Here is a 20,505-nt window from a genome sequence, read left to right as displayed (position 1 = left end):
GTCAGGGATGATGACATCAGGCAAGAGGCCGCCCGGATACCTTCAGACGTCGAGCGACCGTGCAATCACCTCTTTCATGACCTCGTTGGTGCCGCCGTAAATCATCTGCACGCGCGCGTCTGCGTAGAGGCGGGCAATTGGATATTCCATCATAAAACCGTAGCCGCCGAACAGCTGCAGGCATTCGTGCATGATTTCGTTCTGCACCTCCGAGCCCCAGTATTTGGCCATCGAGGCGGTTGCCGCGTCCAGTTCTCCTGCCTCCAGCTTGCCGATACAGTCATTGACGAAACTGCGCAGAACCTCGGCCTTGGTCTTGCATTCTGCAAGCTTGAAACGCGTGTTCTGGAAATCCATTACCCGCTGACCGAACGCTTTGCGCTCCTGCACGTACTTTACCGTTTCGGCAATGGCAAAATCGATCGAACCCAACGCCATGATCGCGATATTCAGCCGTTCCCATGGCAGTTGCTTCATCAGCTGATAAAACCCCTGACCTTCCTCAGCCCCCAGCAGGTTCGTCATCGGAACTTTGACATCTTCGAAAAACAGTTCGGCCGTGTCGTTGCCCTTCATCCCCAGTTTCTTGAGGTTGCGCCCCCTGCGAAACCCCTCGGCCCCCTCGGTTTCGACCACGATCAATGACACACCCCGCGCGCCCTCGGACTTGTCAGTCTTGGCGGCCACGATGATCAGATCAGCCGTCTGGCCATTCGTGATGAAAATTTTCGAGCCATTCAGCCGGTAGGAGTTTCCGTCTTTCTCGGCTGTTGTGCGCACAGCCTGAACATCCGAGCCGGTGCTAGGTTCCGTCATGGCAAGTGCGCCGACCATTTCGCCCGAAGCCAGTTTGGGCAGCCATTTCCGTTTCTGATCTTCGCTGCCATAGGCGGTAAGATAATGGGTCACGATCGACTGAATACCATAGCCCCAGCCGGCGTCGCCCCGTGCGCCCTGTTCGTACGCAGTGATGGCGTCAAAGCCCATACCACCGCCGACGCCGCCATATTCTTCGGGGATTGCACCAGCCATCAGGCCGGTTTCACCCGCTTTGCGCCAGAAGTCGCGATCAACGGCCCCGTTTTCAACCCAGGTTTCGATATTCGGTGACAGTTCGTCATCCATGAACCGGCCAGCCATATCTGCAAACATGCGGTGTTCGTCGGTGACCCATGCTGCGGTCGAAGTGAAAAGTGACATCAAAGGCTCTCCAAACTGTCTTTCGCAAAAGCCTAGCGGTCCGCCCGATTCCCGCCAATCCATGTGACGCGGCGTTCCGACTTGGAACAACGCAACGTTTCTATGCTAGGTAACTTAAAGAACCTGCTTGTTTTTAAGGAAATTAAGTCAGCGCCAATGCCAGCAATTGCTGTGCCGCATCCCTGGCGTCTTCCGCAGGATCACAATTCTTGAGCAAAACCGCAGACACGATTGCCCCTTCCTGCAACAACACGATCTGGCTGGCGAGTTTCTGAGGATCACGCGCACCAGCCTGTTCGGCGACGGACGTGAAATGCTCCAGCAACAGCTGTTTATGTTCGGCTGCCTGCACATGGATCGGATGATCTGTTTCCTGATATTCTGCCCCGGCCTTGATGAACATGCAGCCCCGGAATCCATCTTCCTCGAACCATTCCTTCAAGGCATCAAAACTAGCGATGAGTTGCCCGGCCGGTGTTTCTGCCATCTCTTCGATGCGCCGATAGAACCACTCGCGAAAATTCTCATCCCGCAGACGCAGAGCGGCTACAATCAGGTCTTCTTTAGTGCGGAAATGTTTGTACATCGACGTTTTCGAAACGCCCGTTTCCGCCACCAGCTTATCCATGCCGGTCGCGTGAAACCCGTCGCGGTAAAAAACCTTCAGGGCTTTGCTGACAAGTTCATCCCGTTTGTTTGGACGCATGATTCGGCTCCATGGTGTACCGTTCTGTACATATTGCCCCGAAACATGAAGTACAACCGGCCTCACACAAAGCATTGTTTTCATTAGAACTCACGACTCGCCCTGAACCGCGCGAAAAATTTTCTGCTTTCCCCCTTGTAAAAGTTAACAGATCGGTACACCTTATTGCAAAGTTAACCGATCAGTACACCAGAGGATTTGACCGATGAAACGTCGCGCCAGCATTTTCCCCCCTCAGTACGTTCCATTTCTTCTGACACTGGCCATTCTTGCCGCTTCTCTGACCTGAAAGCCCCCTGCACCATGTCTCGACCCCCTCTTCCCCCGTTCACGTTGGAAACTGCCACGCAAAAAGTGCGCATGGCAGAGAATGCCTGGAACAGCCGCGATCCCGACCGCGTCACCCCCGCATACACAGATGACAGTCAGTGGAGAAACCGGGCGGAATTTCTGTCAGGGCATGACGAAATTCACGCCTTCCTAAGCCGTAAATGGCACAAGGAACTGGAGTATCGGCTGATCAAGGAACTCTGGGCCTTTACCGGTAATCGCATCGCCGTGCGTTACGCTTACGAGTGGCACGACGATAGCGGTCAGTGGTTCCGGTCATATGGCAACGAGAATTGGGAGTTTGCCGAAGACGGACGCATGTCGCATCGGCATGCCTCGCTGAACGATCACCCCATAGCCGAAAGCGACCGCTTGTTCCATTGGCCATTGGGTGAACGCCCCGATGACCATCTCGGGCTTTCTGATCTGGGTCTTTGAAAGGACTTACCGTGCCGCGTGCGTTTTCCGAACTGACCTTCACCCCTGCCGTCCGTGCCCATCAGGAGCGGATGGGATCGGCAAAAACCTATGCCAAATTCATTGAAGATGGCCCGCAACAGGGCCATCTGATCGGCGAGCCGGAAAAACAGTTCATTCAGGCGCGCGACGGGTTTTATCAATCCTCGGTGTCTGAAACAGGCTGGCCTTATGTGCAGTATCGCGGCGGGCCGGTCGGGTTTCTGAAAGTACTGGGGCCGCAAACCATCGGATATGCCGATTTTTCGGGTAACAAACAGTATATCTCGCGCGGGAATCTGGACGGCAACGATCGGGTCGCGATGATCCTGATGGATTACGCCAATCAACGCCGTTTAAAGATCCTGGGGCGTGTCGAATTCACGGAGGGTCAAGCAGCGGCAGCCAGCTTGTATCCAGAAGGGGCCGAAGCCCCTGCTGAACGGGCTGCGATCATACGTGTTGAGGCGCTTGACTGGAACTGCCCGCGCCACATCACGCCGCGTTTCACCGAAGCCGAACTGCGCCCGCATCTGAACAGTCTGGGCCAGCAAATGGCGCAGTTGCAGGCTGAAAATGAAAGGCTGAAACAAGAGCTGTCAAAGCTCTCGTGACGCGTAAGACACCACAGATTTTATTGAGTATAAACAGGGAATAAGCCAATGGTTCGTTCGGTCTTTCAGCTTTCTGCGGCGTGCCTTGCCGGAGCGGCCCTGATCCTTATGATCATGATGTTCGGTTTTTTTGTCTCACCCAGCGCCGTCCGAACGTCACCACCTTCTGTGTTCAGCACCATCCTGTTCAACCATTTGCAGCAATAGCAATGCCGCGCGTTCAACCACGACTGGTCTGAACCATCGCTTCGATACCGGCTGCACAAAAATCGATCAGGCGTTCCGCCTCCGACACTCCGCCGCCTTGCGACAGGGCCCCGACCCGCCAGCCACTGTTGAGATGCGCCAGCATTGCCGAAACTGAATAGACCTGGCCGCTGGCCAGCAGCGCAGGGTCAACATCCGGATAAAGCGCAGCGATTTCGTCGATAAAAAGCCGGGCGGTCGGGTCGAAACACTCAGCCGCGATATCGCGCCAGCGGGGATCGACCGAGACATGCGCCACGAGGCGCCCATACGCCATCCATCCCGAACCGCCTGTTTCTGCCAGTTCCACATAAGGCCGGATAAAACTGTCCAGAATGCTGCGCAATGTTAGCGGGCCTGCTTTTCTTGCTTTGGCCAGCGCATCGGTTCTGATTTGTGCCAGCTTGCCCGCACGGCGTTCGATCGCTCGAAAAAACAGCTCCTCCTTGCCGCCGCCATGGTGATGAACAAGGCCAACCTGAACGCCTGCAAGCGCAGCGATATCGCGGATTGACGCGCCTTCGAATCCGCGTTCGGCAAAGACGGATTCGGCCGCATTCATGATCCGCGCTTTGGTTTCCAAAGACCGCTTGGACGGTGCCCTTTGTCTTGGTTTATCTACGTTTTTCAGCGTCATGAAATTCATCTTGCCTTATTTTGGTCGTTCGTTCAATTTAAACCTCACGAACTTTGGGAGGGTTCATGACAGAAACGCGCGACGCATTCGCCCTGATCGGGGCGGGGCCAATGGGTTTGGCCGCGGCCAAGGTGCTGAAAGAACAGGGGATCGCATTCCAGGGGTTTGAATTGCATTCGGATGTGGGCGGTCTGTGGGACATCGATGCCCCAAGATCAACCATGTACGAGTCAGCGCACCTGATCTCGTCCAAACGCATGACCGAATTTGCAGATTTCCCCATGGATGACGCGGTCGCCGAGTACCCCTCGCACCGGGCGATGCGCGACTATTTCCGCGCATTTGCGGATCGTTTCGGGTTGCGTGATAGTTTCAGATTCAACGCGGAAGTCACTCAGATCACTCCGCTGGGCAATCCGGGTGACGGTTGGCGCGTGAGCTGGCGGGATGAGGATGGCGACCATCAGGCCGAATATGCCGGCGTACTCATTGCGAACGGCACCCTGTCGGAACCGAATGTACCCAGCTTTCCAGGTACATTTGACGGCGAGTTGATCCATGCCTCGCAATACCGGTACCCAAGCCAATTCGACGGCAAGCGTGTGCTGGTCGTGGGCGCAGGCAATTCCGGCTGTGACATCGCAGTCGACGCCATCCATCACGCGAAACGCTGCGATCTGTCGATGCGGCGCGGGTATTATTTCGTTCCGAAACACGTCTTTGGCAAACCCGCTGACACAATGGGCGGAAAGATCCGTCTGCCGATGTGGCTGAAGCGTAAGGTCGACAGCCTGATCCTTGGCTGGTTTGTCGGTGATCCGCAGAAATACGGCTTTCCCAAACCGGATTACAAGCTGTACGAAAGTCACCCCGTAGTGAATTCACTGGTTCTGTATCACGCAGGTCATGGCGATCTGAGCATTCGCCCGGATATCGACCGGCTGGAAGGCCGCACCGTGCATTTCAAGGACGGCTCCTGCGACGACTATGACATGATCCTCGCCGCGACCGGATATAAACTGCACTACCCGTTTATCGACAAGGACCTGCTGAACTGGCGCGGCGATGCCCCGCATCTGTATTTGAACACGATACATCCCGAACGGGACGATCTGTTCGTGCTGGGCATGGTCGAGGCCACGGGCCTGGGCTGGCAGGGCAGGCACGAGCAAGCCGAGATGGTGGCGCGCTACATTAAGGGGCTTCGAAACGGCTGCCCCGTGGCAGCCGATCTGCACGAAGAAAAGCAAAAAGACTATACGCGCGCCACCGGAGGTATGAACTATATCGACCTGCCCCGCATGGCCTATTACGTTGATAAGAATACCTACAGAAGGGCTGTCACCGGCTGGATCGACCGGCTGCGGAAGGCCGCCGCATGATTGATATTGACCAGATCACACTGAATTTCAGTCCGGCGTCTCTGACGCTGTTGAATGCTATTCTGGCAATCGTGATGTTCTCGATTGCCATCGACCTGACGCCTCGGGATTTTGACCGGTTAAGGCGCGCACCCAAACCTGTGATTGTCGGATTGTTTTCACAACTCGTCGTCCTGCCAGCACTGACCTTTGTGATGGTGTGGATTGCAGCACCGCAACCATCAATTGCGCTTGGCCTGATCCTTGTGGCGGCTTGCCCAGGGGGCAATATCTCGAACTTCATTACCCACCGCGCGGGCGGAAATGCAGCGCTTTCGGTGTCGATGACAGCCTTCGCCACCATCTGTGCGATCTTTATGACACCTTTCAATATTGCGCTTTGGGGCGGGCTTTACCAACCAACCCGCGCAATCCTGCAACAGACCCAGATCGACCCAATGCAGATCGCGATCCTGGTCGGTCTGATGTTGATCCTGCCGTTGGTTCTGGGAATTACGCTGAATCAACGCCTCCCCGCCTTGACGGCACGTTTACGCGCACCGCTGCAACTTCTGTCGATGGGTATCTTTGCTGGGTTTATCGTACTTGCTCTGGCTGCCAACTGGGGGTTTTTCCTTGGGTTTGCCGGGGCTGTTGCCGGGCTTGTGATCCTTCACAACGCCCTGGCGCTGGGGGTCGGTTGGGTTGTGGCCACTCTGACCCGGCTGTCCCCCTTTGATCGCCGCGCCATCACCATTGAGACAGGAATTCAGAACTCCGGACTTGGGCTCGTCCTGATCTTTGCATTCTTCAACGGTCTGGGCGGCATGGCCGTGGTCGCTGCATTCTGGGGAGTATGGCACGCTATCTCGGGCCTGGCTTTGGCGTCGGTCATGGCGCGAACCGAGGCTGCGCGATGACCCGCATCCTGATAACCGGCGCTGCCGGGATGGTCGGGCAAGCGCTGTTACCCGAACTTGTGGGGCACAAGGTCTTTGCAACCGATTTGAAACGCCCGGATAACCTGCCGGAAGACGTCTCATTTTTGACCATGGATGTTACAACCGACGCTCCTGCACGTGTGATTGGCAATGTGAAACCGGATGTGATCGTGCATCTGGCTTCTGTCGTGACGCCGCCACCGAAGATGGGGCGCGCGACAGCCTATGCTGTCGATGTCGAAGGCACGCGCAATGTGGTGAATGCCGCTATCGCAAACGGGGTGCGCAGATTGGTCGTTACGTCTTCCGGTGCCGCTTATGGATATCATGCAGACAGTCCTGTGCCGTTGCGCGAAGACGACCCATTGCGCGGCAACCCCGAGTTTCCCTATTCAGATCACAAGCGTCAGGTCGAAGAGATTTTGGCCGAAGCCCGCAGTGCCGCCCCGGATCTTGAGCAGGTTGTTCTGCGCGTTGGAACGGTTCTGGGGGCTGGAACCGAAAACCAGATCACCGCCCTGTTTCGCAAACCCCGTTTGCTGGCGGTGTCCCGCAGCGAAAGCCCGTTTGTCTTTATCTGGACCCAGGATCTGGCACGCATCCTTCAGCGCGCAGCAACCGACGGGCCAGCCGGGATATACAACGTCGCCGGTGACGGAACGATGGGCGTGACCGACATGGCCTACGCTATGGGAAAACCGGTTCTGCGTCTGCCCGCATGGGTGCTGAAAGCGGCCCTAGCCGTGGCGCGCCCACTGGGTTTATCTCGCTATGGGCCGGAACAGGTACGGTTCCTTCAATATCGGCCAGTTCTGGATAATTCCGCCCTGAAATCTGAATTCGGCTATGTGCCCGAAAAATCCAGCGCCGAGGTTTTTGCGCTCTGGCAACGGCAGGCCGGGTTATGAAGACCGCAGTCATCTCTGGCGGTGCGGGCGGTTTGGGACAAGCTTTGAGCCGTGCACTGCAAGCCCGTGGGTGGCGGGTGGTGCTGTTGGACCTTGATGTGTCCGATCTGCAAACAGAACCGAACCAACTGCCAATTGCCTGTGATCTGACTGACCCCGAACAGCTTGCCAACGCGGCTCAAAGGGCGATCACGTCCAGCGACAGTATTGATCTGGTCATCTACAACGCCGGGGTTACTCAAATTCGGGGGTTTGATCAGGCTGACGCGGCCAGTCACCGTGCATTGTTCGAAGTCAACTATTTCGCAGCCGTTGAAATGGCCCGCGTATTCTTGCAGCCTCTCCGCGCGTCAAAGGGAACGCATCTGGCTATCTCGTCGGTGGCTGGTTTCGCTCCGCTCTGCCATCGCACGGCTTATGCTGCCTCGAAACACGCGCTTGAGGGTTTTTTCAAATCGCTTCGATCCGAAGAAAAGCCACATGGCGTTCAGGTTCAGATTGCAGCGCCGTCTTTTGTGGCCACCAACCCCGGCAACGCAATGGAGCAACCCGATGGAACCGCGCGCCCCGGATCGGCCAAGGACGGAATGGACGAAATGAGCCCCGAGAGTGCCGCCATGGCGATCCTGCGCGGACTGGACAAATCGCAGCCCATGATCCCGGTCGGTCGCGTTGCACACATATCGTGGTGGTTCAACCGACTGTCACCACGCCAGTATCAGCGCTTAATGGAGCGTAACATGCGCGGGCCCGGGTCGTAGAATTTCGCCGCGACCCCCTTGACCTTCCCGTCACTGGAACCCCCATCTGGAGGGCAGAAAACCACTTGGGATGAGTCGCATGGCGCAAGAAGCACTGACAGAACTGAAAATCACCGGCATGGGATGCGCATCCTGTGTGGGCCGTGTCGAGGCTGCACTGCGTGATGTGTCTGGTGTTGATGCGGCCTCGGTCAATTTCGCGACCAAAACAGCGCAGGTGGCATTTGACGGGCCGGTCTCGGCACTGACAGCGGCGCTGGATGCAGCTGGCTATCCGGCTGAAACTAGTGAAGCGGATCTGAGTATCGAGGGCATGAACTGCGCATCCTGCGTTGGCAAGATCGAGCGCGCGTTGGCATCCACCGCTGGTGTGATCGAAGCACAGGTCAATCTGGCAACTCGGACGGCCACGGTAACTTATGCTATAGCGGCAACTACACCCGAGGCGCTGGCCCAGGTTGTTACCGAAATTGGATACCCCGCGCGTATCCAAGGCGTTGCGGAACCAGAAAGCCGGGAAGACGATGAAATTCAGCGGCTGGTCCGTTCCACAATACTGGCAGCGGCACTAGCCCTGCCCGTATTCATTCTTGAGATGGGCGGGCACATGATCCCCGTCTTCCACCATTGGATACAGGCGACCATTGGAACGCAGACGAGCCATCTGATTCAGTTTGCCCTGACCTCGGCTTTGCTGATCGGACCGGGCCGTGTGTTTTACCGCAAAGGAATCCCGTCGCTGTTGCAGGGCACGCCGGACATGAACGCGTTGGTAGTGCTTGGGACCGGCGCAGCTTATCTGTATTCGGTCACGGCCACATTCGCGCCCGGCCTGCTGCCGCAAGGTACCGCCAATGTCTATTTCGAAGCGGCCGCGGTGATCGTGGTTCTGATCCTTCTCGGCCGATTGATGGAGGCGCGTGCCAAAGGCAAAACAGGTGCTGCGATCCGAAAACTGGTGGGTTTGCAACCAAAAACCGCGCGGGTCGAACTGGATGGACAGATACAGGACCGGCCAATCGCCGAAATTGTTGTCGGAGATATCCTGCACATCCGCCCCGGCGAGCGTGTACCGGTGGATGCCGAAGTGGTCGAAGGTACCTCTTACGTCGATGAAAGCATGATCACGGGCGAGCCTGTACCCGTTGGCAAGTCGGTTGGCGCGCCTGTTGTCGGTGGTACTGTCAATGGCACCGGCGCTTTACGAGTAAGCGCCACCCGCGTCGGCGGCGACACGGCTCTGGCACAGATCATTCGTATGGTGCAGCAGGCGCAGGGCGCGAAGCTGCCGATCCAGGGTCTGGTGGATCGGATTACCTATCGCTTTGTTCCTGCGGTCATCGCAGTTGCAGTGATCACCGTCGCGCTCTGGTTGATCTTCGGCCCCAGCCCGGCCCTTCCTCTGGCGCTTGTCGCGGGTGTTTCAGTTCTGATCATCGCCTGCCCCTGCGCAATGGGGTTGGCGACCCCAACCTCGATCATGGTGGGCACCGGGCGGGCGGCAGAACTCGGGGTTTTGTTCCGCAAGGGTGATGCGTTGCAACAGCTTCAGCAGGCGCGCGTCATCGCGTTGGACAAGACCGGAACCCTGACGCTGGGACGCCCCGAACTGGACAGCGTGACAACGGCGAAGGGGTTTGACCGGGAGGAGGTTTTGCGACTGGCCGCAGCCCTTGAGGCACGGTCGGAACACCCGATCGCATCCGCCATCACCCGCGCGGGCCCCTCGACACTGCCAGAGGCATCGGATGTCCGTTCGCTTACCGGGCTCGGCCTGCAAGGGTTGGCCGAAGGCCGCGACGTATTGATCGGGTCGCACCGACTGATGCAGCAGCGTGGGATTACACTTGGACCCCTGGCGGATGAGGCCGAAGCGCGTGCCGCCCAAGGGGCAACCCCTCTGTTCGTCGCTCTGGATGGGCAGGCGGCGGCCACGTTGTCCGTTTCCGACCCGATCAAGCCCGGCACAGTGGAGGCGCTGAAACGGTTGCACCAGATGGGTTTGACCGTGGCCATGATCACCGGTGACAACGCGCGCACGGCGCAGGCTCTGGCCGACCGGCTGGGGATTGATCATGTCACTGCCGAGGTACTGCCTGATGGCAAGGTAGACGCAATCACGGCCTTGCGGGACCGGTTCGGAGTGCTGGCCTTTGTCGGTGACGGGATCAACGACGCCCCCGCTCTGGCGGCGGCTGATATCGGCATCGCCATCGGAACCGGAACGGATGTAGCCATCGAAACAGCCGACGTTGTCCTCATGTCTGGTGATCTGCGTGGTGTCGCAAATGCGACCGAGATCAGTCGCCGGACAATGAAGAATATTCGCCAGAATTTAGGCTGGGCCTTCGGATACAATGTCCTACTGATACCGGTGGCTGCCGGTGCGCTGTACCCGTTTGGCGGCTATCTGCTGTCCCCTGCACTGGCAGCTGGCGCAATGGCACTGTCGAGCGTTTTTGTGGTCTCAAACGCGCTGCGCCTGCGCCGTATTCGCGCCAGCGTGCCGGAAACATCAGGTACGGCCACCAAAGAGGTGCACGCATGAACATCGGAGATGTTTCCGCCCGCACCGGCCTGCCCGCCAAGACGATCCGGTATTATGAGGACATCAACCTGATCAAACCGATGCGCGACGACAATGGCTATCGCCGGTTTCGCGACCAGGACGTGCATAAGCTGAATTTTCTGGGCCGCGCCAGGGCGCTTGGGTTCACCATCGAGGATTGCCGGACCCTGCTGGCGCTCTACGAAGATGAAACCCGTGCCAGTGCCGACGTGAAACAAGTTGCACGCGACCATCTTGTTCAGATCGAAACCAAGATCGCAGACCTGAACGCCATGCGCGATACGCTAAGCCACCTGATCGACGCCTGCGCCGGGGACGACCGGCCCGATTGCCCGATCCTGCGGGATCTGGGTGGGAAAGGCTGACTTGGGGTTGCCCTTTGGGCGCAGCTTTGCTTTGTCTTCGCCAGAGATTTTGGTCAGGCCTGTTTCGCGGAAGCCGACCGAACAGCGGAGAGGATCACAAAATGGCAAAAGTCGCGTTCCTTGGCCTTGGTGTCATGGGCTATCCCATGGCCGGACATCTGCAAACCGCAGGCCATGACGTCACCGTTTACAACCGTACGACCACCAAGGCCGAGGCCTGGGTCGCGCAGCATGGCGGCGCAATGGCGACCACTCCGAAAGGCGCCGTCAAGGGTGCTGAGTTTGTCATGGCCTGCGTCGGCAATGACGACGACCTTCGCGCGGTTTGCACCGGAGAGGATGGCGCGTTTCAGGGAATGTCCAACGGGGCCATTTTTGTCGACCATACGACGGTTTCAGCAAAGGTCACGCGCGAGCTTTACGCTGCTGGCCTATCTCAGGGTATCGCTTTTGTGGACGCCCCGGTTTCGGGCGGTCAGGCCGGCGCTGAAAACGGCGTTCTCTCAATTATGTGTGGCGGCGACCAGACAGCTTACGATGCGGCTGAGCCGGTTATGAACGTCTATTCCAAAATCTGCCGTCGCCTCGGAGCCAGCGGCGCGGGCCAGATGACCAAGATGTGCAACCAGATCGCGATTGCCGGTCTGGTTCAGGGTCTCAGTGAAGCATTGCACTTTGCCGAAAAAGCGGGCTTAGACGGAAAGGCTGTTGTTGAGGTGATCAGCCAGGGTGCGGCAGGCAGCTGGCAGATGGCAAACCGGTATGAAACCATGCTGAATGATCAATTCGAACATGGCTTTGCTGTCGACTGGATGCGCAAGGATCTGGGGATTTGTCTGGATACCGCCAATGAGACCGGTGCGTCTCTGCCGGTGACCGCTCTGGTCGATCAGTTCTACAAGGACGTGCAGAAACTGGGCGGCGGGCGATGGGATACCTCATCGCTGTTCAAACGTTTGCGTGCCTTGGATTGAGGGGTCAGGGGGCTGTCTGCCCCCTCTTGTCCCTTTGGGCCAATTCACCCCCGAGGATATTTTCGGCCAGATGAAGAGGGTCCCGGATGAGCGGGACGGAGAAAGACATGAGCGACTTGGTGAACTTCTGGGCGGACGCGCTGCGCCAAAACTGGGGGCTGGACGCACGGTTGACCCGGCTGGATGGCGAATATGATCTGAACTTTCTGGCGCAGGCCACAAATGGCCAAGACTATGTGCTGAAAGTCATGCGCGCGGGGTGCGAAGCGGGTCTGGTAGATCTTCAGATCGAAGCGCTTGCGCATATCGCCTCGGAAGCACCGGGGTTGCCGTTTCCCAAGGTATTCCCGTCGTTGAACGGCGCGACGCTGCCGGAAATTTCCGATTCCGAAGGGAAATCGCGGCTGGTGTGGTTGCAGGAACGCCTGCCCGGGCGCTGCTATGCACAAGCGAACCCGAAATCCGAAGAGCTGATCCTGAAATTGGGTCGTGTTGTGGGCGCAACAGATCGCGCGCTGGAGGGGTTTCAGCATGAAGCTTTGCACCGCCCAGATTTCAAATGGGACCTGACGCAAGCGAGTTGGATCAATGACAAGCTGGGCGCCATCAGCGATCCCGCGCGTCGGGCGTTGCTTCGGGATATCTGCAACGAATTCACGGCGATCACGGATAGGCTTGAGGGCCTGCCGAAACAGGCCATTCACAACGACGCCAATGATTATAACGTTCTGGTTGAAGGCGAATTGGGCGAGCGGAGGCGGGTTTCCGGCCTGATTGATCTGGGTGACATGTGTGCAGCACCGCGCGTCTGTGACCTTGCAATCGCCGGGGCCTATGTGGTGCTAGATCATGCCAGACCCGAGCGGGCATTAACTGCTCTCATACGGGGGTACCATGCCGCAAACCGACTGCAAGCCGAGGAGATCGACCTGATCTGGCCTCTGCTGCGGATGCGACTGGCAGTATCTGTCCTCAACTCGACCCTGATGGCGGTCGAAAACCCGGACGATCCATATGTGACAATCTCGCAGGCACCTGCGTGGCGGTTTCTTGAGAATGCATCCGTCAACGGCGGACTGATGTCTGCGCGTCTTCGGGCAGCGTGCGGGCTGCCGGTCGTGGACGGCGCAGAACGCATCCATGCGTATCTGCAAGAACATCGCGGCCGGTTTTCCCAACTGTTCGGTCAGGACCTAAGCGATGTTCCTATGGGGTCGTTGTCGGTTGAAAATTGTGTGTGGCCCCAGAACCCTTTCCACATGCCATTGGCCGAGGCCGCACATGTTGGTGAAGAATACGGCGAAGGGCTGTGGCTGGGCTATTACAACGAACCCCGCCTGATTTATGCCGAGCCAGGATTTCGCAAAGGGCCATGGAAAGCCTCGGACCGGCGAACAGTGCATCTGGCGGTGGATGTGTTTGCACCCGCAGGGACGGTGCTGCACGCACCAATGAGCGGGCGGGTCGAAGTGGTCGAGAACCGAGATCGACACCTCGATTACGGCGGGGTGATTATCCTGCACCATGAAACACCCGAGGGCGATCCGTTCTATACACTCTACGGTCATCTGGACCCGGAATGCTGTGACCGGTTGAAACCCGGCGATCCGGTGGCACAGGGGGCGGCGTTCGCCCGGTTGGGCGACGCCAGCCAGAATGGCGGATGGGCACCGCATGTGCATTTCCAGCTGGCGCTGACAACCAATGGCATGGAGGCGGATTGGCCCGGTGTCGGCGATCCGGATGAGATGGAGTTGTGGCACGCAGTCTGCCCGAACCCGGCGGCCTTACTGAACCTGCCGGATGACAAGGTTTTCTACCAACCCACAGACAAACAGGCGATCCTGCAGGGTCGCCGCGATCACTTTGGCGGCAACCTGTCGCTGACTTATGATGACCCTGTCATGCTCGTACGCGGGTGGAAACATCACCTGATTGACGAATGGGGCCGCCCCTATCTGGACGCCTATAACAACGTCCCGCACGTAGGTCATGCGCATCCGCGTATTCAGGCCGTGGCAGCGGACCAGTTGAAGCGGATGAACTCGAATACACGGTACCTGCATCCGGCACAGACAGCTTTTGCCGACAAGATCCTGTCTAAACTGCCCGATCACTTCGAGGTCTGTTTCTTCGTCAATTCCGGAACTGAAGCCAACGAACTGGCCCTGCGGCTTGCCCGCGCCCATACCGGGGCCAAAGGGATCGTGACGCCAGACCATGGCTATCACGGCAATACGAATGCGGCTGTGGCGATCTCGGCCTACAAGTTCAACAAACCGGGCGGCATCGGGAAAGCCGACTGGGTTGAACTGGTTGAGGTTGCTGATGACTATCGCGGGTCATTCAAGCGTGACGATGCGGATCGGGCGCAGAAATTTGCTGATCTTGTGGACCCGGCCATTGCGGCTTTGCAGGACCGGGGTCAGGGTCTGGCCGGGTTCATCGCCGAAACTTTCCCGTCTGTCGGTGGACAGATTATTCCGCCCAAGGGCTACCTGCCTGCGGTTTATGAAAAAATCCGCGCCGCCGGGGGTGTCTGCATTGCAGATGAGGTACAGACCGGTCTGGGTCGCCTGGGTGAATATTACTTTGGCTTTGAGCATCAAGGCGCGCTTCCCGATATCGTGGTGATGGGTAAACCCATTGGTAACGGGCACCCTCTGGGCGTTTTGGTTACGACGCGGGCGATTGCCGACAGCTTTAACAACGGGATCGAGTTCTTCTCGACCTTTGGCGGATCGACTCTGTCTTGCCGGATCGGCAAGGAAGTATTGGACATCGTCGATGACGAAGGCCTGCAGGACAATGCCCGCCTGATGGGTGAGCGCCTGATGGCGGGGCTGCGCCGGATCGAAGGCGACTTTGGTTGCGTTGGCGACGTGCGGGGTATGGGACTGTTTCTGGGTGTTGAGCTGATCAATCCTGACGGAAGCGAAGGCAGCGAAATTTGCAGCTATGTCAAAAACCGGATGCGCGATCACCGTATTCTGATCGGCAGCGAGGGACCAAAGGACAACATTCTGAAAATCCGCCCCCCGCTGACGATTGAGGCCGAGGATGTGGACATGATCCTGTGGGCCCTAAGGGACGTGCTGTCCGAGATCGGTGACTTCACCCCTGCCCCGGTTTGCGATCACGACCATCACCACGCGGGATGTGGGTGCTGCTGAAGGATAAACCCCGGTGCATTGCCGGGGTTTGACCGACCCGCAAGCACAGTCAATGCAAAACGGCAGAGAGGGTATCGTGGCCTGTTGTCGGAACCCCATTTCCCGTTGTCATACGCCGGAGCGTCAGGCCCAGTTCCTCCGACAAGGATGCCAGAGCAGGCGCAAAATCCGGGCGCACGATCAGTGACGCCATCATCATCGCGTCTTCGCGTGCCCCTTCGGATGCGGCGGCAACCATTTGGGCAAAACAATTCTCATCCGCGCCCAGACATGCACAACCCATACCGTGCCTGATTAACGGGCGTCGACAATGCGTTGCGCAAAGAGAACACAGACGATCCAGCGTCAGCATGGCGGCACGCCCATAATCTGATCCCAGCGCTATGCAAAAATCGCTCGCGACATCAGCGCGACCACTTTCGCCCTGGCTCCACATCCGCAGATACATCACCGCACCCGCTTCGACTGGATCAAGGTCCGCCAGACGGCCGACCGCGGCACCGCCGCGCATTGAATGCGCGCTCATTTCGTCAGGATCAGTTTACCTGCTCGGGTGATGCGCAGGGTATACAATTGGTCGCCCAACTCGATATGGGCCAGGTGGCCACCCTTGGTCAAATCCTCGGCCTTGTGCGCAGGCAGCATCGAGACAGCATAACCTTGGGTTGGGGTCGGGTTCTGTACGTTCATCGGGGCATCTCCAGAGCTAGTCGGCATGGTGCCATACCTGTTGCGTTTCGTTTTATCTGGCTGACCCGAGAGGGTTGGCTTCCTGTTTCTGACATTAAACCTGATTATTTTGGTAAGAAATGTCAAGCATTGTTTCAAATCAGGCGTCATTGAGCAGATTGCGCCCCTGAAAACGACGAGTTAAGACTTGAGACAGGTATTGAGAGGCAAGCAAAACGTGACCGCAGCAGTTGTTTTTGATCTGGATGGAACGTTGGTCGACAGCGTCGGGGACCTGGCAGCAGCGGCCAATAAAACGCTGAATGGCGTCGGTCACGATCCTGTACCCGTTGATGTGATCAGAGGGTTTGTTGGCAATGGCCTTCCCAAACTGGTCGAGCGTTTGATGCGACACTGTGATTTGCCCATGGACCGCCACACGGAACTGACGCAACAGACACTGAAACACTACAATGCGGCGGTCAGTGCAACGACAGTGCCTTATCCCGGGGTTCCCGAAGCCCTGGAAACACTGAAACAGATGGGTTGCGTTCTTGGTATCTGCACCAACAAACCCGAAGCACCCGCACGTCACGTGCTGGAGGCGCTCAACCTATCCCGGTTCTTCGACGTTGTTTTCGGCGGTGATACATTGCCAATTCGCAAACCGGATCCGGGCCACCTGCTGGAAAGCTTCAAAGCAATTGGGACCTCGGGCACACGCTTGTATGTCGGCGACAGCGAGGTCGACGCAGAAACAGCTGTAAACGCCAAGATACCGTTTCTGCTGTTCACGGAAGGGTACCGCAAAACCCTGGTGGCCAATATACCGCACACCGTTGCTTACAGTGCATCTGAAACACTGCCGACACTCGTGGCCAAATTGATCCAAAACTAAGTACGTTCACACGATGTCAGTTTTCAAACGAGTGAGTTGGGCCTTCGCGAACCCCTAAAAGTTAAGAGGGGCCGGCCGAGGGGGTGTGACCAGCCCCTCATCGGGGAAAGTAAATACCGTGTTTGTGTGTGGTAAGTACGGTAGGTCATGTTTACCCCTGATCGGCAGTTTGCGAAATTGGGGGATTCCCGTAGTTCGGCGAAAATAACTTAAAAACTGGGAAATACAGCAAATCAAGCCACCCAATTTACCTGTGATAATTTGCCTATAAGATAGCCTGACGGTTCGAACATTCGGTTCGCTGGTTGAATGGGTATAGGGTAACCCATGGAAAAACAGGACAGAAATCTTAGAGCGGCGCGTCTGCAAATCCTGCAGGGCATTCTGCCTGTTGACCGCGCGCGCCTTCCGGCGGAAATGCTGGCTGGTCTGAGTTTTGCCTGCCTCGCGATCCCTGAAGTCATGGGTTACACCAAAATCGCCGGCACTCCGGTCATGTCCGGGCTGTATACGATCCTGATTCCCATGGCTCTGTTTGCGCTGTTCGGATCGTCCCGACACCTTGTTGTCGGCGCTGATTCGGCGACAGCAGCCATCACCGCCTCGGGACTGGCGGGCTTGGCGATGTCCGGAACGTCTGAGTATCTGGCACTGGCGTCCTTGCTGGCGCTTATGGCTGGCATGCTTTTGATTGCTGCGCGTGTCATCGGGCTGGGGTTTCTTGCCGATTTTCTGTCCAGAACGGTTTTGGTCGGCTTTCTGACCGGCGTGGGCATTCAGGTTGCAACGGGTCAAATCCCTGGATTGTTGGGGATCGAATCCGCTGGGCACGGAACACTTGCCAGGTTAAAGGACCTCTATCTCAACATATCCAACGTCAACTGGCCGACCGTGATCGTCTCATCAGCCGTGTTGGGCACCGTCTTAGGTTGCGCAAGGTTGTCACACAAGATTCCTGGGCCATTGGTCGCCATAGTCGGGGTAGTCCTGTGCAGTTGGGCCTTTTCATTCGACACTTCCGGAATTTCAGTATTGGGAGAGATTTCCGGCGGCTTGCCCTCGTTCTCGATCCCGGACGTGCAGTGGAACTGGGTCCTGTTCAAACAACTGCTACCCACGGCCCTGTCCATCTTCGTAGTTATTCTGGCACAAAGCGCCGCCACATCACGGGCATACGCCTCAAAATATAACGAGACGTTCAATGAGAATACCGATCTGATCGGACTGGGTCTTGCGAATTTCGGAGCGGCCTTCACGGGGACATTCGTGGTCAATGGCAGCCCAACAAAGACCGAGATGGTCGCCAGCGCCGGAGGGCGCAGCCAGGTGGCCCAACTAACAACAGTGGCAATAGTCCTGTTGGTTATCCTGTTCCTGACCAAGCCTTTAGCCTTTCTGCCCACAGCAGCATTGTCGGCCATCGTTTTCCTGATCGGTCTCAAGCTGATCGACCTGCATGGAATGACAACAATTTACAGGCAGGCCCGGTCTGAATTCTGGGTTGCCACGGCAACCGCCACCGTGGTCGTTCTGGTTGGGGTCGAGCAAGGCGTCGTTTTTGCCATGGTCTTGTCTTTGGTCGACCACACGCGCCGGGGATACCACCCAAAGAATTCGGTCGTATTGCGCACCGAGTCCGGTGGCTGGCGTTCAAAGGGGTTGGAAGCACCAAACCAGTTCGAGCCCGGTCTGGTAATCTATCGGTTTTCCCACGGTATGTACTACGCGAACATGCAAATACTTACAGAAGAAGTCACAACAATCGTTCAGAACGCAGACGGAAAACTGACATGGTTCTGCATCGACGCCTCGGCAATTGATGTTGTCGATTTCACAGCCGGGTTCACTTTGCGCAGTATAATCAGCTTCCTACGAACCAAGGGGATACGGCTGGTTTTCACGCTGGTCGAGCCAGATGTGAAAGCCGAGCTGGATCGCTACGGTGTCACAGAACTGGTTGGCGAAACTGCGTTCTATGAAAACGGCAAGGCTCTGCTGGATGCCTATCACACGCGCCCAAATCCCATGTGACATAGTCACCGGTAGTTTCGCGCCTTGGACATCTTTCCTATCCCCGGATTGAAAGAGTTGGTTGGATCACAGCATTTATAATGCGCCGCCAAATCGGGTTTGGCTTTGTACAGGTGGCCCACATTGTGTTCGGCAGGATATTCAAGAAGGGTCAGCATTGCCGCCTTCAGCGCCTTCGGCGGCGTGCCCCTTTCGGGTGGTCCGGTTTGTTTGTTACTGCACCGTGGGCCTCTGGTCTATCGGGACGATGCTTTCGGGCGCAGGCCGGCGGTAGCCCAACGCGCTGTGCGGCCTGACGGAGTGATAGTGGACACGACATTGCTCAATCAGGATTTGCGCCTTCCTTAGGCTGTAGAAGATTTCACCGTTGAGCAGCTCATCCCGGAACCGGTCGTTGAAGCATTCAGCGCATCGGTTGAGTTGAACTTGCGATCGACACGGATCATCAGCGCCTCGCTGGTGTATTCGCCAATGATGCTCAGCGTCGATAGACGCGTCCGTCAGCCAGTAGTCATGCCATATGATAGCCAGTGAACAACTCGGATGGGTCCAACACGACCAGTTTGCTTGCAAATAGGTTCGGTTTCCCATTGCGGTTCTTTCGAGGACCTGATGTCAGATATCTTGACCGGGCGGTTCCAAAAGACCGCCAGGTTCCAACAAGGCCCTTTCTGACAGCCATGGGTTAAGTTCTAGCGCTTCGGCAAGTGCCGCGCGCGCATCGTCAAGGCGCTTCAGACCCAACAATGACAAGGCACGCCCGCTCAGCGCGCCTATATGGTTCGGCGACAACTCGATCGTGACATTCAGATCCTGCAAGGCAGCAGCGAAGTCTTGTCTGAGATAGTTCACAAACGCGCGCTGATTATAGCCTTCGGCGTAGTTCGGGCAGTAATCGACTAGTTGGTCAAGTTCGTCCAACGCGCCCTGTAAATCCCAGGCCTCTCGCCGCGCCATTCCCCGGTCCAGCAAGCCTTGCGCACGCGCATCTGGTGCGTCGGTCCAAAGCTCCCACATCTGGCTGGAAATGGCGCGCGCATCACTTTGCGATTCTGCCTTCTGAACCTGATTGATTAGCGCTTCCACACTTTCCGAATGATCCGGAGCGGTCGGGCAGGACTGAGCGTGCGCCGTGCAGGACAAGGCAACAACAGCAAGAGCAGCGAGGAAACCGTGTGTCATGCACCAAGGATGGTTCGTATTCCTGATCCGTCAAGCCTGATGCTCGAACCCACCCAAACTGCCGGTTTCCTTAACCGCCTCCATCGCCACAAAGGTCGAAGTGCTGGCGACATGCGGCAAGGATGAAATCTTTTCAGCCAGAACACGGCGATACTCCGACATTGTGGCCGTGCGAACCTTCAACAAATAGTCGAAGTTCGAGGCGATCATATGGGCTTGCTCGACCTCGGCAGTTTTTCGGACAGCCGCATTGAACTCGGCCAGTGCCTTTTCGCGGGTATCGGCCAGGCGCACCTCGACAAAGGCAACGTGGTCCAGCCCCAATCTGATCGGATCCAGCATCGCCCGGTATCCTTTGATCACCCCGCTTGCTTCAAGCCGTTTCAGGCGCGCCTGTGTCGGTGATTTAGATAAACCGATTTCGCGCGCAAGATCGGCGACCGAAATGCGCCCATCCTCGGCCAGAATTCTCAGAATCGACCGG

General features: G+C 57.3%; 19 protein-coding genes and 2 pseudogenes. 12 read left to right on the top strand and 9 right to left on the bottom strand.

What is annotated here, in order from left to right; translation table 11 throughout:
• Positions 1–42 precede the first annotated feature (42 nt).
• Both AC2FND_RS02810 and AC2FND_RS02805 read right to left on the bottom strand, forming a co-directional pair.
• Positions 43–1,200: an acyl-CoA dehydrogenase family protein gene (locus AC2FND_RS02810; RefSeq protein WP_480482138.1), complete on the bottom strand. Its 1,158-nt coding sequence runs from the start codon at positions 1,198–1,200 to the stop codon at positions 43–45.
• Positions 1,201–1,342: 142 nt separating this feature from the next.
• On the bottom strand, positions 1,343–1,906 hold the full coding sequence (locus tag AC2FND_RS02805) for a TetR/AcrR family transcriptional regulator (RefSeq protein ID WP_209504701.1): 564 nt from the start codon (positions 1,904–1,906) through the stop codon (positions 1,343–1,345).
• A 303-nt stretch (positions 1,907–2,209) separates the two neighbouring features.
• On the opposite strand from AC2FND_RS02805, the gene AC2FND_RS02800 reads away from it, so the two are divergent.
• Positions 2,210–2,674 (top strand): nuclear transport factor 2 family protein, encoded by a 465-nt coding sequence (locus tag AC2FND_RS02800; protein ID WP_209597988.1) that lies wholly within the window; start codon positions 2,210–2,212, stop codon positions 2,672–2,674.
• Between the two features lie 11 nt (positions 2,675–2,685).
• The gene (locus AC2FND_RS02795) at positions 2,686–3,306 is read left to right on the top strand and encodes a pyridoxamine 5'-phosphate oxidase family protein (protein ID WP_496767772.1); all 621 of its coding nucleotides are present in this window, start codon (positions 2,686–2,688) and stop codon (positions 3,304–3,306) included.
• 220 nt (positions 3,307–3,526) lie between these two features.
• Here AC2FND_RS02795 and AC2FND_RS02790 read toward each other — a convergent pair whose 3' ends face one another.
• The gene (locus AC2FND_RS02790) at positions 3,527–4,189 is read right to left on the bottom strand and encodes a TetR/AcrR family transcriptional regulator (RefSeq protein WP_496767770.1); all 663 of its coding nucleotides are present in this window, start codon (positions 4,187–4,189) and stop codon (positions 3,527–3,529) included.
• A 65-nt stretch (positions 4,190–4,254) separates the two neighbouring features.
• On the opposite strand from AC2FND_RS02790, the gene AC2FND_RS02785 reads away from it, so the two are divergent.
• The 8 genes from AC2FND_RS02785 to AC2FND_RS02750 all read left to right on the top strand — a co-directional run bounded on the left by AC2FND_RS02785 (position 4,255) and on the right by AC2FND_RS02750 (position 15,241).
• Positions 4,255–5,571, top strand: coding sequence for a flavin-containing monooxygenase (locus AC2FND_RS02785; RefSeq protein ID WP_496767768.1), 1,317 nt, complete (start codon positions 4,255–4,257; stop codon positions 5,569–5,571).
• Complete coding sequence (locus tag AC2FND_RS02780) at positions 5,568–6,470, top strand: bile acid:sodium symporter family protein (RefSeq protein ID WP_496767766.1); 903 nt, start codon at positions 5,568–5,570, stop codon at positions 6,468–6,470. The genes AC2FND_RS02785 and AC2FND_RS02780 overlap by 4 nt, the downstream gene beginning before the upstream one ends.
• A complete protein-coding gene (locus AC2FND_RS02775) occupies positions 6,467–7,399 on the top strand; it encodes an SDR family oxidoreductase (protein WP_496767764.1) in 933 nt (310 codons plus the stop codon). Before AC2FND_RS02780 ends, AC2FND_RS02775 begins: the two co-directional genes overlap by 4 nt.
• Entirely contained in the window at positions 7,396–8,160 is a 765-nt protein-coding gene (locus AC2FND_RS02770) for an SDR family NAD(P)-dependent oxidoreductase (protein ID WP_496767762.1), read from the top strand. Before AC2FND_RS02775 ends, AC2FND_RS02770 begins: the two co-directional genes overlap by 4 nt.
• A gap of 79 nt (positions 8,161–8,239) precedes the next feature.
• Entirely contained in the window at positions 8,240–10,708 is a 2,469-nt protein-coding gene (locus AC2FND_RS02765) for a heavy metal translocating P-type ATPase (RefSeq protein ID WP_496767760.1), read from the top strand.
• Positions 10,705–11,094, top strand: coding sequence for a Cu(I)-responsive transcriptional regulator (gene cueR, locus AC2FND_RS02760; RefSeq protein ID WP_209504709.1), 390 nt, complete (start codon positions 10,705–10,707; stop codon positions 11,092–11,094). Before AC2FND_RS02765 ends, cueR begins: the two co-directional genes overlap by 4 nt.
• Before the next feature lie 101 nt (positions 11,095–11,195).
• On the top strand, positions 11,196–12,068 hold the full coding sequence (locus AC2FND_RS02755; protein ID WP_480870102.1) for an NAD(P)-dependent oxidoreductase: 873 nt from the start codon (positions 11,196–11,198) through the stop codon (positions 12,066–12,068).
• Positions 12,069–12,175: 107 nt separating this feature from the next.
• Positions 12,176–15,241 (top strand): aminotransferase class III-fold pyridoxal phosphate-dependent enzyme, encoded by a 3,066-nt coding sequence (locus tag AC2FND_RS02750; RefSeq protein WP_496767758.1) that lies wholly within the window; start codon positions 12,176–12,178, stop codon positions 15,239–15,241.
• Positions 15,242–15,290: 49 nt separating this feature from the next.
• Here the strand turns inward: AC2FND_RS02750 and AC2FND_RS02745 are convergent, their stop codons facing one another.
• Positions 15,291–15,767: a hypothetical protein gene (locus tag AC2FND_RS02745; protein WP_496767756.1), complete on the bottom strand. Its 477-nt coding sequence runs from the start codon at positions 15,765–15,767 to the stop codon at positions 15,291–15,293.
• Positions 15,764–15,931, bottom strand: a complete 168-nt coding sequence (gene hemP / locus AC2FND_RS02740) for a hemin uptake protein HemP (RefSeq protein ID WP_209504713.1) — start codon at positions 15,929–15,931, stop codon at positions 15,764–15,766. Before hemP ends, AC2FND_RS02745 begins: the two co-directional genes overlap by 4 nt.
• Positions 15,932–16,148: 217 nt before the next feature.
• Between hemP and gph the strand changes: the two genes are divergently transcribed.
• Together gph and AC2FND_RS02730 are read left to right on the top strand one after the other, a co-directional pair.
• On the top strand, positions 16,149–16,808 hold the full coding sequence (gph, locus tag AC2FND_RS02735) for a phosphoglycolate phosphatase (RefSeq protein WP_496767755.1): 660 nt from the start codon (positions 16,149–16,151) through the stop codon (positions 16,806–16,808).
• 327 nt (positions 16,809–17,135) lie between these two features.
• Entirely contained in the window at positions 17,136–18,839 is a 1,704-nt protein-coding gene (locus AC2FND_RS02730; RefSeq protein WP_496767754.1) for a SulP family inorganic anion transporter, read from the top strand.
• A 5-nt stretch (positions 18,840–18,844) separates the two neighbouring features.
• Here AC2FND_RS02730 and AC2FND_RS02725 read toward each other — a convergent pair.
• The 4 genes and pseudogenes from AC2FND_RS02725 to AC2FND_RS02710 form a co-directional block, all read right to left on the bottom strand.
• Positions 18,845–19,021, bottom strand: a pseudogene (locus AC2FND_RS02725) (hypothetical protein); the annotation flags it as partial.
• Positions 19,022–19,052: 31 nt separating this feature from the next.
• Positions 19,053–19,256 (bottom strand): annotated as a pseudogene (locus AC2FND_RS02720) (integrase core domain-containing protein); the annotation flags it as partial.
• 198 nt (positions 19,257–19,454) lie between these two features.
• Positions 19,455–20,021, bottom strand: a complete 567-nt coding sequence (locus tag AC2FND_RS02715; protein WP_496767753.1) for a tetratricopeptide repeat protein — start codon at positions 20,019–20,021, stop codon at positions 19,455–19,457.
• Positions 20,022–20,051: 30 nt separating this feature from the next.
• Positions 20,052–20,505, bottom strand: a 454-nt coding sequence (locus tag AC2FND_RS02710; RefSeq protein ID WP_496767751.1) for an Lrp/AsnC family transcriptional regulator, incomplete at its 5' end; no start/stop codon positions are given.

Source organism: Ruegeria sp. BHSB056 (assembly GCF_059613305.1).
This window is presented reverse-complemented; position numbering and strand designations above follow the sequence as displayed.

Coding starts and splice junctions, on each gene's coding strand:
- AC2FND_RS02810 (WP_480482138.1), bottom strand. CDS start 1,200: ATGTCACTTTTCACTTCGACCGCAGCATGGGTCACCGACGAACACCGC.
- AC2FND_RS02805 (WP_209504701.1), bottom strand. CDS start 1,906: ATGCGTCCAAACAAACGGGATGAACTTGTCAGCAAAGCCCTGAAGGTT.
- AC2FND_RS02800 (WP_209597988.1), top strand. CDS start 2,210: ATGTCTCGACCCCCTCTTCCCCCGTTCACGTTGGAAACTGCCACGCAA.
- AC2FND_RS02790 (WP_496767770.1), bottom strand. CDS start 4,189: ATGACGCTGAAAAACGTAGATAAACCAAGACAAAGGGCACCGTCCAAG.
- AC2FND_RS02785 (WP_496767768.1), top strand. CDS start 4,255: ATGACAGAAACGCGCGACGCATTCGCCCTGATCGGGGCGGGGCCAATG.
- AC2FND_RS02780 (WP_496767766.1), top strand. CDS start 5,568: ATGATTGATATTGACCAGATCACACTGAATTTCAGTCCGGCGTCTCTG.
- AC2FND_RS02775 (WP_496767764.1), top strand. CDS start 6,467: ATGACCCGCATCCTGATAACCGGCGCTGCCGGGATGGTCGGGCAAGCG.
- AC2FND_RS02770 (WP_496767762.1), top strand. CDS start 7,396: ATGAAGACCGCAGTCATCTCTGGCGGTGCGGGCGGTTTGGGACAAGCT.
- AC2FND_RS02765 (WP_496767760.1), top strand. CDS start 8,240: ATGGCGCAAGAAGCACTGACAGAACTGAAAATCACCGGCATGGGATGC.
- cueR (WP_209504709.1), top strand. CDS start 10,705: ATGAACATCGGAGATGTTTCCGCCCGCACCGGCCTGCCCGCCAAGACG.
- AC2FND_RS02755 (WP_480870102.1), top strand. CDS start 11,196: ATGGCAAAAGTCGCGTTCCTTGGCCTTGGTGTCATGGGCTATCCCATG.
- AC2FND_RS02750 (WP_496767758.1), top strand. CDS start 12,176: ATGAGCGACTTGGTGAACTTCTGGGCGGACGCGCTGCGCCAAAACTGG.
- AC2FND_RS02745 (WP_496767756.1), bottom strand. CDS start 15,767: ATGAGCGCGCATTCAATGCGCGGCGGTGCCGCGGTCGGCCGTCTGGCG.
- hemP (WP_209504713.1), bottom strand. CDS start 15,931: ATGAACGTACAGAACCCGACCCCAACCCAAGGTTATGCTGTCTCGATG.
- AC2FND_RS02730 (WP_496767754.1), top strand. CDS start 17,136: ATGGAAAAACAGGACAGAAATCTTAGAGCGGCGCGTCTGCAAATCCTG.
- AC2FND_RS02715 (WP_496767753.1), bottom strand. CDS start 20,021: ATGACACACGGTTTCCTCGCTGCTCTTGCTGTTGTTGCCTTGTCCTGC.